Annotated in this window: 11 protein-coding genes; 1 reads left to right on the plus strand and 10 read right to left on the minus strand. The window is 51.6% G+C overall.

All coding sequences use genetic code 11. The features are described from left to right. Positions 1 to 13: 13 nt before the first annotated feature. The 3 genes from ACESLM_RS24955 to ACESLM_RS24965 all read right to left on the minus strand — a co-directional run bounded on the left by ACESLM_RS24955 (position 14) and on the right by ACESLM_RS24965 (position 3,916). On the minus strand, positions 14 to 1,159 hold the full coding sequence (locus ACESLM_RS24955; protein ID WP_372635799.1) for a DUF2264 domain-containing protein: 1,146 nt from the start codon (positions 1,157 to 1,159) through the stop codon (positions 14 to 16). Between the two features lie 60 nt (positions 1,160 to 1,219). Next, positions 1,220 to 2,335, minus strand: a complete 1,116-nt coding sequence (locus ACESLM_RS24960) for a hypothetical protein (protein WP_372635802.1) — start codon at positions 2,333 to 2,335, stop codon at positions 1,220 to 1,222. Positions 2,336 to 2,527: 192 nt separating this feature from the next. Beyond that, on the minus strand, positions 2,528 to 3,916 hold the full coding sequence (locus tag ACESLM_RS24965) for a family 4 glycosyl hydrolase (RefSeq protein WP_372635805.1): 1,389 nt from the start codon (positions 3,914 to 3,916) through the stop codon (positions 2,528 to 2,530). Positions 3,917 to 4,090: 174 nt separating this feature from the next. Here ACESLM_RS24965 and ACESLM_RS24970 point away from each other — a divergent pair, with 174 nt between their 5' ends. After that, complete coding sequence (locus ACESLM_RS24970) at positions 4,091 to 4,930, plus strand: helix-turn-helix domain-containing protein (protein ID WP_372635807.1); 840 nt, start codon at positions 4,091 to 4,093, stop codon at positions 4,928 to 4,930. Between the two features lie 43 nt (positions 4,931 to 4,973). On the opposite strand, the gene ACESLM_RS24975 is transcribed toward ACESLM_RS24970, so the two are convergent. From ACESLM_RS24975 to ACESLM_RS25005, 7 genes are all read right to left on the minus strand, one after another. After that, positions 4,974 to 6,410 (minus strand): serine hydrolase domain-containing protein, encoded by a 1,437-nt coding sequence (locus ACESLM_RS24975; protein ID WP_372635810.1) that lies wholly within the window; start codon positions 6,408 to 6,410, stop codon positions 4,974 to 4,976. Positions 6,411 to 6,622: 212 nt separating this feature from the next. Further along, complete coding sequence (locus ACESLM_RS24980; RefSeq protein WP_372635813.1) at positions 6,623 to 7,030, minus strand: rhodanese-like domain-containing protein; 408 nt, start codon at positions 7,028 to 7,030, stop codon at positions 6,623 to 6,625. A gap of 104 nt (positions 7,031 to 7,134) precedes the next feature. Beyond that, positions 7,135 to 8,922 (minus strand): ABC transporter ATP-binding protein, encoded by a 1,788-nt coding sequence (locus ACESLM_RS24985; RefSeq protein WP_372635816.1) that lies wholly within the window; start codon positions 8,920 to 8,922, stop codon positions 7,135 to 7,137. A 311-nt stretch (positions 8,923 to 9,233) separates the two neighbouring features. Further along, the gene (locus ACESLM_RS24990; RefSeq protein WP_372635818.1) at positions 9,234 to 10,310 is read right to left on the minus strand and encodes a Ger(x)C family spore germination protein; all 1,077 of its coding nucleotides are present in this window, start codon (positions 10,308 to 10,310) and stop codon (positions 9,234 to 9,236) included. Further along, positions 10,307 to 11,395: a GerAB/ArcD/ProY family transporter gene (locus tag ACESLM_RS24995; protein WP_372635820.1), complete on the minus strand. Its 1,089-nt coding sequence runs from the start codon at positions 11,393 to 11,395 to the stop codon at positions 10,307 to 10,309. The genes ACESLM_RS24990 and ACESLM_RS24995 overlap by 4 nt, the downstream gene beginning before the upstream one ends. A gap of 24 nt (positions 11,396 to 11,419) precedes the next feature. Beyond that, positions 11,420 to 12,871: a spore germination protein gene (locus tag ACESLM_RS25000; RefSeq protein WP_372635829.1), complete on the minus strand. Its 1,452-nt coding sequence runs from the start codon at positions 12,869 to 12,871 to the stop codon at positions 11,420 to 11,422. Between the two features lie 161 nt (positions 12,872 to 13,032). Then, positions 13,033 to 13,839 (minus strand): sigma-70 family RNA polymerase sigma factor (locus ACESLM_RS25005; protein WP_372635823.1); only part of this gene is annotated, 807 nt, incomplete at its 5' end.

Genomic DNA, 13,839 nt, shown 5'->3' on the forward strand with positions numbered 1-13,839 from the left:
ATTTCGGGTATAGTTACAGCTTTAGCACCTTATCGATCGGAAAGGGAAGGCCGCTCCATGCTTTTGCTTGCGTCCACGCGGCTTCGCCTTGCCAGAACGGATCGTTCACCGGCAGGCCGAGCGGCAGAAAAACCGCCGCGCACAAATACAAGCTCCCGGTGGAGATGTAAGGCTCGCCCACGCCCGGTTGGTGTCCGCAAAATCCGATCGTTAGCCAGCCTTCCGAGTCGAAAGTATGCGGCGCTTCAATCGTGCGGCGAATGACCGCCGTCAGCGCGCAGCGTACCTGGGAAGGTTCAACGGCCGCTTCCAGCCGATGCTGAAGCGCCATCTGCGACAGATGCTGGAACGCTCCGAACCGATAGGCAAGCGAACGGCCCAGCGGCGGAAACGTGCCGTCCGGCGCGATGAGCCGCTCCAGCTGCGTCGCGTAACGGGAAGCCCGAGGCAGCACCCGCTCCCGGATCGCGTTCCATTCCGAATCGAGAGAATGCACGGCGTCCAAAATATCGACCAGCATCGGCTGAATGACGAAGCTGTTATAATAATCGGCGTGGTAATCCGGTCCGTCTCCGTAAATCCCGTCGCCCTTATACCAGTTCTCGTGCTCGCGGATCGCGTAATCGACGCGCATCGGGTCCCAAGCTTCGCCTGCCCGGTACAAGACCGTCTCGATCATCGCCGAGAACAGCAGCCAGTTGCTGTATACGGGCTTGCGCGTTCGCGTCGCCTTCAAGGCGGCGATCACGTTCGCTTTGACTTTGCCGCCCAGCTTGTCCCACAGCTCCGTCGGAGCCCTTAGAATCGCATGCGCGAGGAAGGCCGTGTCCACGATCGGCTGGCCTCCATAAGTAAAGTTCATATAATCCGGCGAATCCGGATCGGTGCCGGCATCGATCGCCGCGCGCGCGAGCTCCGCGCAAGCTCGGCGATGCCGTCCTTCCTCATCTTCGTCGCTTCCGGACTCCAGCCAGGGCGCCAAGCCGCACAGCAGCCGCCCGAGCGCCTCCAAGTGCGTGAACTTCTCTCTTTCCTCGCCGCTCGTTTCGATCGGCATTTTCAGCTTCAGCTCGCGTCTTGCCAGATGATTCAACACCGGATCGGCGATGCGTCTCATCGTCTCGATCCAGTAAATACGATCCAGTTGTCCGGAATTCATATCGCCTGCCTCCAACCCCCTGAACGATTTTTCGTCTTGTGACATTTCTTCCGCCCGTGCCTATCTACGCAAAAGAACAGGATTTTTCGGTTTGGACAAGTCGTACACGACCGGTCTGGCGTACACGAATTGCTTCGTCTTGGGATCATAGGCGTATATCTTGAAGGTCAGCTTTGTCTCAGGGAGCCCTCCCGACACGGCAATGGACAGCTTGCCTGTCGTCAGTTCCGTGAAATCGAAAATCTCTTCCTCTTCATTCTCCCAATACGCGATGTATTGCAGCCTTGCGGCCACAGTCGAATTCACGGATCCCGCCTCATAAATCAGCTTATGGTCGATGCCGCCGGCCCGGTTTTTCACGGCCTCGATTTTCTTCAGCTTAGGCTCCTTAAGCACGAGAGGCTGCGGGTCTTTAATGCCGCTAAGCTTCAGCCAGTAGCTGCGAACCGCCGCCAGCGTCATGACCGGCGGCAACTGCTCGTTCTCTATTTCTCCATAGAAGCCGATGCCACCCTCTGTCCTGAGCGAGTTGACCATGCTAAGCTTCGCCGTCGGAGAACCGAATAAGGCCATATAGTCGTCGGCCATAATTTCGCCCGGGTCCCAATAATGGGTGTAATCGGGATGGTCGGGATCGTCCGTAAACAGCACCGGCTGTCCCTTGATTCCGCGAATGGACGCCCACTTCGTCGTCGGATCGCTCGGCAGCTTCCTCTCTTTGCGAATCAGCCAATAATAAGTAAAATGATGGCCGTACTCGTGACTTAATGTCGTTGCCATGCTCTCGACGGTCGTATTCTCGTCCGCGCCGTACAGAACGATCTCCGTAAGCTCGTCCATCTCGATGTCGGACATGTCGTCCTCCGTCCACGAGTAGCCCATGTTCGCGACGCCCAGTTCCTCTTCATTGTCCTCGGTGGACAGTACGACCTTGCCCAGGTAACCCAGTTCCTCGCCATGCATGTTCTTCATCAGCTCGGCGTACAGCGCCTTCAGCTTCTGCTGGTTCCACTGTTTGCTGTAGCTGACGAATTGAATACGCTCCGGAGAAACGTAAGTCGCCGCCGGCCTGCTCGCAGCCGCCTCGACGGAATGACCCGACGCTCCTCCGAACAGGCCGCCCGCCAGAGCGAGTACGGCCAACAACAAGGCCATTCGGCGCAAAAATACCTTCATGTCTTTCCCTCGCCGTCTATGTAGTTTTATCCCTTTGCTTCTATCACCTTATAGCAAAACGGCTGCAATTTCCATACCTCTTAAGAGATACTCGCGCTATCCCCATGTCCAGTCTCGGATGACGCGAGAAATCCGGAAGTTCGCTTCCCGTTAAGACGGGTTGGCAGACTTCCGGATTCCTTTTCCATCGGACTATTCGTACCAATAAACGGGGATGACTTCCTTTTCCCGTTCCAGCAATTCCTTGATGATCTGATCGGCGTCATGGATGGAATTGACGAGCGGATCGGTCATCATCGCTCTGCGCAGCTTCTCAAAGCTGCGTTCCACGACAGCTTCCGCGGTAAGCTCGTGCGTGTCCAGCACCAGCTCCTGCATGCCCCGAACTCCCCTCGGCATCTCGCCGACGTGAAGCGGCTTGACGCCATCCAGACTAACCTCGCATAGCAGCTCCAGGAAAGAGTCGCCATTCATATTCGTCACCGCGCCCCGGTTCAGCGTATTAACGAAAAACTTCTTACCCAAATTCCCCACCATGCTCTCGATGATATCCGTCGCGTGATCGGGACCGAACGACTGCATGTAGTCGGCGATCGGACGGTTGCCGGTCAGAAAGTCGTCTACTTGTTTCCACATCTCCTCGTGACGCTTGTACCGGTCTTCCGTCTCCCAGATGGAGAGCGGCGGAATGGCATCCTGCGTCTTGCCCAGTCCTTGCCAGTACCTGACATACTCCTTCGTATGACCCGTACACGTCGGAATGGAGCCGAAAATATCGTAAAGCTCGTAGGTGATCGCATCGTTATAAAGCGCTTTGGCCCCCGTGTCTCCCCCGTTGCTTTCCGTCCCGGCCGCCTTCTTTAACGCCTCGGCGATTTGCGGCATGACGTCGCTTCCGTCGAACTGCGCCTTTAACAGCCACGTAAAATGATTAACTCCGGCCACGCGGTAATCGAATCTGCGATCGATCTCGGCGGTAAACTCGCTCTTCTCCCCGATAATTCCCGCGCGAATCGCGTCATATGCTTTTTTGTGCGGCATGTGATGGCTGTCGCAGAGCGCGAACGACTTCAATTTCGGCGCATATCGGCTCAAGGCGATCCCGTGAACCGTTGACGGATTGATGTAATTGATCACCCAGGCATCGGGGCACAGTCCTTCGATATCTTTGGCGCAATCCATAATGACCGGCAGTTCCCTCATTGCTCTGAAGATCCCGCCTGGCCCGATCGTATCGCCCGAGCACATCCGAATGCCGTACTTCAAGGAAACCTCGCAGTCGATGCCGCGGTATTTCACCGTGTCCTCCGCGAAGCTCAACACGACGAAATCCGCTCCTTCCAGCACATCCCGCCGGTTCGTCGAGCCTTCTACTTTAAGCGGCACCCCATTGTCCTCCGCGACCATCTTGGCGAGCTTGACCAGCTTGGCCAGCTTCTCTTCGTTCGTGTCTACCAGAGCAAGCGTGCCGTTATTCAAATAAGGGGAATGCACCATCTGCCAGATGGACTGACGCCCGAAAAACAAACTGCCTGCTCCAAGTACGACGACCTTCGGTTGCTTGACGATCGAATCGTTCACGATAAGCCCTCCCAATCGGTTATAGCCTCATTATAGGAGATTGGGGAAAAAGGAGAATATGCGATAGTTTCTGATTCATGTCAAAAAGTACGATTTACAATGCGGGATATTGACTGTATTATAGTGGCTTAGAAGATAGGTATGTCCTGCGGTGGAGAAACGGGAGGGAGAGGGATGAACGATCTTGGCATTTTCGACGAGCTGTCCGAGTACATTGCGATCCGCATGAACTCCTACAGGGAAGAAACCCACGACGGAAATTGGATCGAACATAAGACTCATTACGACTACGATCTGTGGTTGATTCAATCCGGGACCGTTCGTATACAGATCAACGGATTCGAGCATACGGCAGCTCCCGGGGATGTCGTATTCTTCTATCCCCAGGTTCCTTATGCGGCTTCGACCGACGAAGAGGGATGCCGATTTATTTATGTCCATTTCGATTACGGAATCGGCGGACAGCAACGCATTTTGAGCGACTTTCCACTGTCGGGAATCATCCCCAGCGTGCTGATCCGGGAGGAAGTCGAGCTTTTCAGCCGATCCTGCCGCCGAATGCGGGAGCGCGACAATTTGGCCGGCAATCGATTATACTTGAAAGCTTGCCTGACCGCAGTGATCGCCAAGATCATCGAGCTCCACGGTCAAGATCTCTATACCGGCGAATTCCTACAAGATAAAAGGCCGAGAAAAACCGAGAAAAATGTAGCCGTGCTGCAGCCGGTCTTCCGCTACGTGTTCGAGCACCTGCATCGGCCGATCAAGATGAACGAACTGGCGTCGATCGCGGACATATCGGAGAAGTATTTCATCTCTTACTTCAAGAAAGCTCTCGGAATTACACCGGGGCAGTATATTTATCAGATCAGGATGAACCGCGCCCGCGACTACCTCTATCAAAAGAAATATACGATTCAGCAGATCGCGGGCTTGCTCGGCTATCCGGATCCTTTCACCTTCTCGAAAGCTTTCAAGAAATACTATAAGGTTCCTCCGTCTAAATTCGAGTAATTCCGGAGGTCGCGCTATCCCCAGGTTTCCCTTTCTGTCTCGTTCAAGGCCTGCCCGAAATAGTCGGATAGTCGTTATTGCCGGCGTGCTCATGCATCCCGACCTCGATGGCTCCGTCTTCTGTCGGACGAACGACGACGTCGAAAGTGAACGGAGATTCCACGAAACGCAGCGTCAGCTTTATCGTCTCCGGATCGCTCCATACGAGGCTTGCAGCGACCTTCTGATCCGTGTCGCCCAGCAGAGAACAGACGCTTTCCAGCCAGACGCCTCGCCCGGCCGCAATGCGCTGCTCCCCTCTCGGATTGGCCATCGTGACGCTGACGCGGTCGTCGGCGAACGAGAAGGCGATAGATTGCAGTTGGGCCTGATTGGCGTCTAATCGATAGGCAATTCCGTTCATTCGCTGTTCGGCAGCGGGATTGGACGCTTCCGCGGCCGGCGGGCCGTATCGCAACGACCGAAGCCGCTCCGTCAGTGACTGAGCCGCTCGAACGTCCTCACCGACCGGCTCCGGACCCATCGCCGGCAGCAGGTTGTCCCACACCGCCTGCATGATGCCGCCCATATTGCCCGTGCCGGAAGTCACCGCGATTACCGCGGCCTGTTCGGGCAGCACGATGCAAAATTGCCCGAACGCGCCGTCGCCGCGGTAAGCGCCATGGCGACATCGCCAGAACTGATACCCGTATCCCTGATTCCAGTCGTTATTCGCGTCGCTTCCGTTGTCGATGTGTTTGGAGGTCGCTTCCTCTACCCAGCCTTCCGGAAGTATCCTTTTCCCTTCCCATATCCCGTTCTGCAAATAAAGCAGGCCAAACTTCGCGATATCCTCCACGGCGATACTCAATCCCCAACCGCCGACGGCAAAGCCTCGCGGACACTTCTCCCATGTCGCGTCCGCTATGCCCAGCGGCTCGAACAAGCGCGGCCCCAAATATTCCAAGAGCGGAACCCCGGTTACCCGATGCAAAATGACGGCCAGAAGATACGTCGCCCCGGAGTTATAGACGAAATGGGTTCCCGGCGGATGAACGACCGGCTGGCCCAAGATCGCCTTCGCCCAGTTGTCGTCGTACTGATCGCTGCCAAGGGGCACGGTATCTTTCGCATGTCCGGTGCTCATCGTCAGCAGATCGCGGACGCGCATCTCCTCCAGCAGCGGCGACGTTCCATCCGGAAGATCATCGGGAAAATAACGGGCGACTTTATCGTCCAAGGACAGCAGTCCCTCCGAGGCCGCGAAGCCGATCGCCGTCGAGGTGAAGCTTTTGCTAAGAGAGAACAGCATGTGCCTATCTTCTAAGCGATAAGGATCCCAAGCTCCCTCGGCTACGACATGTCCATTCCGCACGATCATGAAACTGTGCGCTTCGAGCGATTGAGCGGCGATATCGTCCAGAAACTCCTTAACCGCTTCGGATCGTATGCCTTGCGCTTCTGCCGTGCTTCGCGGCAGCTTGATTTTAGCCTGCTCCATTGTCTGTTTCCTCCGTTCATGGTTGAGGATTGCGATTGGATAATTGCCAGTCGTAGTTGTTCTATTGAAACTATATCATTGCGGCAGGAGATTCGGGTAGAAAAAAAGCCGAGAAGAAACAGGACTGGCCCTGAACTTCGCTCGGCTCTTAACCCTTCGATAGGAAGGATCAAGCACGATCAAGACGCGGATCCGCGGCGACTCGGCCTTCGTTAACTGGGAACGAACTTCGACATAGAGTAGCTTCGATAGCCTCCCGTTATGTTCTTTACTCTAAACCCTCTTTGTTGCAGAATTCGAGAAGCTATATACCCTCTCATGCCAACGGCGCAGTAAGCCCAAATTTCTTTCTCCGAATCCAGTTCCCCGATTCTGCTTCGCAGGTCGTCGACCGGAAGATGACGCGCTCCCTCTATATGCCCTTGGTCGTATTCCGCAACCGTTCTTACGTCCAGGAGGATGTGCCGCTCCGGATCGTACAATTCCAGATCCTTCGGCGCCGCTACCTCGGTCAAACCGCTTAACACGTTCTGCGCCAAGTAACCCGCCATATTGACCGGATCTTTAGCCGACGAGAACGGAGGCGCATACGTGAGCTCGAGCTCCGCAAGATCGTGCACGGTGCCTTTCAGGCGGAGGACGGTCGCAATGACGTCGATTCTTTTGTCGATTCGATGAATCTACGGCAAAACTAAGACGAAGCCTTCGACGTTTTTTCAGTCGTTTACAAGGTTTCTCCTTCCGACGAACTGCCGGCCTGGAACTGCTTCCTCGACCACTCGATATAGGACGGATGCGTCTGAAGCAATTGTTCATGCTTGCCGATCCCGGTCACTCTGCCATGCTCGAGCACGATAATTCGATCCGCCTCCACCACCGTGGATAAGCGATGGGCGATTACGATCGTCGTGCGGTCATTCATCAGGTGGTTCAGCGCCTTCTGAACTTCATGCTCGGAATCGCTGTCCAGACTGGCCGTTGCCTCATCCAAAATAAGCAGGTCCGGTCTTCTCAGCAGCGCCCGCGCAATCGCGACTCTCTGCCGCTGACCTCCCGACAACTGAATGCCTCTTTCCCCCACCTCGGTATCGTACCCTTTTGGCAGAGCCTTAATAAATTCATGCGCATACGCCTGTTTGCCGGCCTCTATCATTTCCTCCTCCGTCACATCCTCTCCGCAAGCGTACATGATATTTTCGCGAATCGTTCCGGTCATCAGCGTGCTCTCTTGCGAGACATAGCCGATCTTGCCTCTCCATGAATCCAGATCATATGTGTCTATGGATTCTTCTCCGTACGCAATAAAGCCTCCGCTAGGTTCGTAAAATCGCTCGAGCAGAGAAAAGACGGTTGTTTTCCCGCTCCCGCTGGGACCGACCAACGCCGTTATTTGATTGGCTGGCACGGTGAAAGAGACGTTACGCAGAACGGGCTCGTTGTCCGAATAAGCAAACGTTACGTCGCGGAAATTCAGATCGCGCTGTTCGCCGGGGGCCGGAACGCCAGTGCGAGCCGGTTCGGAACGGTACTCGAGAATAAGTCTGAGTCGTTCCGTCACCCCCATGACCTTCTGCAATTGGGAATAAAACGTGGCGAATTGACTGAAGGGCCACATAATTTGGAACAAAAGCAGAATAAACGATACCAGTTCTCCAGCGCTGAGCGCTCCCGAAGAAACCCTTACCCCGCCGTAGCCGATAATGACGACAAGCAGCGCGACCATCACCATCGACATGAGGGGCATAAGTACGGCATTGATTTTGGCCTCTTTCATTCCGAAACGGAACAGATTGTCCATTTTCTCGTATCCGCCGCTTTGTTCTTTGGTTTCGGCATTGGATGCCTTCACCAGCCTGATCTCGCCGATGACCTGCGTCAGCAATGAAGCCAGCTTCGCAAGCTGCTCGTGCATGCTGATCGATATTTTGTACATCTTGCCACCGATCGGCATCAGAATGCCGAATCCGAGCGGTACCGCGAGCAAAATAACCAAAGTCATCTGCCAGTCGATATAGAACAGGATCGCGACGGCGCCAACTACCGTCAGCACGTTCGAGCTAAACGCAATCAAATGATCGGTAATGAGCGTCTTGATCTCGTTCGTGTCGTTGGTCACTCTGCTCATCGTATCCGCCGACCGGTATCGGTCGAAGAACGGAACCGGCAGCGACAGCACCTTGTCCCACAGCCTCTTGCGCATTTTATTGACGACGCGGTTCCCGACGAACGCAAGCATGTAATACGACAGGCCGCCCGTGATCGCTTCCACGATAAAGATGACCACCAATAGCAGGATTGAATCTCTGTTCAGCGTATCCGTTGAAAAATTGTCGATCAGATCGCCCGTGATTAAAGGTACGACAAGACCGACAAGGGACGATACGATGCTTAAAACAATGGCTGCGCCAAGAACCAGCTTCGGAAAACCCGTTTCGCGAAGCAGCCTGACAAAGTAGGCCACCGTAGTCCTTTGAATTTTTCCCTTGGCCGACTCCTTTTCGTCCGTTTCCATCTATTCTCCCTCCGAAACTCGTTTATTTGGTTATCATTACCTCCTCTACAAACCATTTTACAACATTCATGCAATTGGCAAGGTTAATGGGGACTTGGGTAGTATATGCCGCTATTTGAACAACAGGTTTCCGTCACATTACTTTAACCTTTTACATCAATCATACTGCTCCCCGTTAAGCTTCTTAGCAGTGCACGAATCGCCCGGTATATTCTTGAATATCACTCATAGCTATGCTGATGCCATTATCCTATCACTCGGCGCAGACAGGACGCTTGGGGCCGCATCCCGAAAAAGTGGGGAATCGTCCTTTATTCTCTGACTCCCATTTCCAATAGATTCACCTTAACATTCAATGTAACGTTCAACGTTCGATATTCTTTTTTCCATTCTTCTTCGTTCCATTTTCGCGTTTTACTCCTGACGAAATCCCCTAATCCGAGCGGATCGATCCCTTCTTTTTTAAACATTTGTATGAGATCCATTCCAGTTGCGGTAAGATCATTTTCGAAACGGTCTATTATTTTCTGCTGCTCTTGTTTTGGACGGCGAGTCCCTCTTGAATCAAGAGTTTCCCCGTTTAAGATAAGGGATATCGTCACTTTCGGATTTTTCGTATTTTGGCCGACTCGATAATTCACTTTTGAACCGACATTCTCCACTGCAACGAAAGATCCATCGTCCAGCGTTACTTCAAAAGCGCCGTGCTTTACATTTCCCAAAAGCAGTTTCATGAGCCGCATCTGCTTTTCGTCAAGTGACATTACATATTTATCATCTTTAAATAAAGCTAAACCTGAAATCAGAACTTTGCCGTCTTCTAATTTGAGAAGAGGCAGAAAAGGATCCATTCCTTTGCCCAAAAAAGAGTACTCGAATTCGTGAAGATTTTGCCTGGGTATAAGCCCGGCCCGCACGTTCGTATCGAGTAGATTGAACAAAAACATCCCTTTTTCCTCATCTGAACTGAAATTCGCTTGCAACATCTCCCTTGCCTTTCCATCGACAACGGCCAAATACATCCTTCTCGAAGCTTGGGCGTCGCGCAAAGCGACATCCAATTCGTTTGCCACCCCTTTTGCCGCCAACTCTTTACCGAATAAAATCACTGAAAGTCTTCCTGAATTAATCGGCCGGTTTAATCGCATGTCCATTATTTCTTGGATATTAGTGCTCGTGCGGCCAACCCTTGCATGTAATTGGTCTGAAACGGAACCGGGTTTACGGGCTTGAAACTTGGGCGCCGCTATCGTAAATTCGATTTGATCGTTCGGAGCTTCATCGAAGCCGCAGACGATAAATAAGGTAACTTTGTCCAATATTTGTTGCTCGACGCACCCTGTTAACAGGAAACAGCACACTAACAGTACGTAGAAAAGCCGATTCATACCGTTCTTCTCACTTTCGTTCTGATAATGTCGACTATATATACGAATGGGATATACGCATATACCATGTAAAATCCGATCTCGGATAACAGGGTTTGAACAGCTTCATTACGATCTCGGCCTGGAATCAAGCATACGGCAGTAAAGACCAGAAATAATAACATCGGCAAAACCGTCGATTGTCTCACCGTGAACATGATTTTAAACGTTCGGCTTGATGCCCAAAGACAGAAGCACAGGATAGGAATTACCCATAATATCTGTGAAGCAGCGCCTATAAATTCAAATCGTTCAATAAAAGGAAATTGAACAAATTTGTATTTGGATAATTGCGGCCATATTTCTTTGGATAATTGTTCGGAGTTGAACAATAACAAGGAAAAGAAAATAACGATAAGATAGGAGGCGGTTGTAACAACATTCGCCAGATGCGCCCATTTCTGAGATTTTTCCGGTGTTTTGATGAACGTGTAACAGAAGAAGAGCGCCTCCACTCCTAAAAAGGGAAATGTCAACTCATTACCTGCTTTGATGATATCGTTCAGCGAATGATCCAAGATAGGCGATAAATTGTTAAAATGAAAATAACCTGCTGTAAAAAACAAGGACATTATGGTAATATGTCGCACTAAGCTAAACATACAAATGCCCGCGATCACTCGAAAGCCTCCCGCTACGATGTAATAAACAAGCACAAGCAAGACCAATGCCAACGGCCAGGTTTCAAGATCAGGAAATAGCCAGACTTGCATAATTTCTATAAACAGCCGCAATTGATAACTTGCAACGAGCAGGAAGTAAACGATAAAGACAAAGTTAAGTCCCCCGCCCCCCCATTTTCCGAAAAAAAGAGGATGAATATGAATAAGGTCCGTCTCATTACGGTTGAGGATTCGATAAATCATCCAAATGACGATGTGGAAAATGATGCCGCAGAGGATGACAGAGATCCACGCATCTTGGCCGGCCAATTGAATCGGCTTGTTCGCCGCGGTGAGATACTCGGATCCGAACTGCATCGAATGAATCAATACAAAAACCAAATAAGGCGATAGGGTAAAACGCGGATGTTCCGTTGACTTCATCTTTGTTTCACTCCCAAAGCCGTCTCATTCGTCGATGTCTCTTTTTGAGTTTGCGTTTTTTTTATCGAATCTTACGGGATTTGGCGATCTGAAAAAGCTAAATCGATGATGAAATTTGGAATATGGAGGACGGATTACAGTATCATATAAGTCGGAGGCACGAAAAGGATAGAAAGGAACCAGGTAAGGCATCCCGAGAGAGGTTAACCGCAACAGATGTGCAACCACGGCAAGAGTGCAGATGGATATCCCCAATAACCCCCATAATTGCGCTGCGAATATAAATGGAAAACGAAGAAGTCGTATCGTAGCACTCATTCGAAAAATGGGGGTAACGAAAGAAGCCAACGCCGATAACGCCACAATGATCAATAAAAAGTTGCTTGTAAGCGCAGCTTCAACGGCGGCCGTACCGAGCACGATACCACCGACAATTCCAATGGTTTGTCCGATTTTTGTAGGCAATCTGGCGCCCGCTTCCCTTAACAGCTCGATGACAAGCTCCATTATGAGCACTTCCACGACAGGAGGGAAAGGGACATTGATTCTCGAGGAGATGATTGTGGGCAAAAACACATTGGAAATGCCCTGGCCGTGATAGGTCATCACAGCAACATATAATGGCGAGGCGAAGACGGAAAACAGCACCGAAGTCATGCGAATCAGCCGCAAGATGGAACCGACGTTCCATGGTAAATAATAATCTTCAAACGTAATAAAAAATGACCCCAAGTTGACCGGCGCAAAAACCGTAAGCGGGGACCCGTCCATCAAAACGCATATTTGCCCCGTGGATACGGCCCACGCAACGTAATCCGGCCTTTCGGTCCCGATCGACTGCGGAAAAATGGAGTTGGAATTGTCTTCGATCATCTGTTGAAGTACGGTGATATCAGTCACTTGATCGAATTGAACATCCTGTATGCGCTGAATGCATGTATTTACATATTGTTCGTTCGTTACTCCCTTTATGTAACAAATCGCAACTCTCGACTTTGATATGCTCCCTACAGTAAGCTCTTTTATACGCAACTCGGGAAAAGGAACGCGCTTGCGAATTAAGTTAAGATTGATGTCCAGTGATTCTACAAAGGCTGCTTTCGGTCCTTCCACGGTGAATTCGACTTCGGATATCGTTACACTGCGACCTTTGGATGCAGCGGCATCGACCAAAATACAATGATGGCTTTGATGACCATATTGAATAGCAACATTTCCCCGCAACAATTTATTTTGAATAAGGTCCCAATCGAAGGATATTTCTTTTTCCGCTACCGGAATCGAATGATACAAATCATTGAAAGATATGTCCGAATCGTTGCTCAGCCGGCCCAGAATATGCTGATGCAAGATTTTGGGCTCCGTGAGAGATTTAAAATAGCCGATGAATAAAGGCGCAGCGTTCGTTTGTTGCTCATAACAAACGAAATCCGATGATTCGCTAAGCTCCTTCCATAACGGAGGGACTGAATTCATTTCCAACCACTCTTTTCCTGATTTCTCAGTTACATTGTCTCACCTCAACCGAATAATTATGCAGAATCCAAGCACCTATCGAGCCATGAAAGTTTGACAGGCTGCCGTATTTGATGGCAGCCTGTCGTCATGGGGGAACTCGTATATCAAGCGGCGAATACCTAAACCCGGGCAAGCTTATCCGGGTTGCGTACGGCATACATTCTGGCCAGCTTTCCTCGTCGGAGTTGTATAAACATAGCGGCCAGAGTTTCATCTCCCGAACGAATTACAATACCGGTCTCGCCGTTCAAGGGGGCAATCTCAATATGAAAATCCCCCTGAAAATTGCGGCCTATGCTCTTGAATCCGTCGAGCAGCACCCGGGCCACGTGATCGCGCGTTTGTACCGGATGCTTGAATGCGAGTACTTTGCCGCCTCCGTCGGCGACGAACATGACATCTTCGGTCAGCAGAGACAGCAAGTGATCGACATTACCTTGCTCGAGGGATAGGAGGAAGCAGCTGATCCATTCCATTTGGGCCGCATCGGCCCTTATGGGCTCCTCCTCGGATATCCCCATCTTGCTTCTTGCCCGGCTCATCATCTTTCGGCAGTTCGCCTCTTGCTTGCCGAGCAACTCGGCAATTTCGGAATAATCAAAGCTCAGCGCCTCACGCAGGACGAAAACCGTCCGCTCTGTCGGCGTCAGCCGTTCGAGTAGTGCGAGCATGCCGTAAGACAGCAGATCGCGGCGGACGATCGTCGTCTCCAGCGTATCCGCCTCGGACGTCCGAATCGGTTCGGGAAGCCATGGGCCAACGTACACTACCCGCCTCTTCCGCGCCGACTTTTGCTGATTGAGGCAGTGATTGGTGACCATTTTACACAAATACGCCTTCGGTTTCTCCAACCGTTCGGGATGTACGTCGAACGACTTAAAAAACACGTCCTGCACCGCATCTTCCGCATCTTCCACAGATCCTGT

Source organism: Cohnella sp., assembly GCF_041641335.1.
Classification (GTDB): Bacteria; Bacillota; Bacilli; order Paenibacillales; family Paenibacillaceae; genus Cohnella.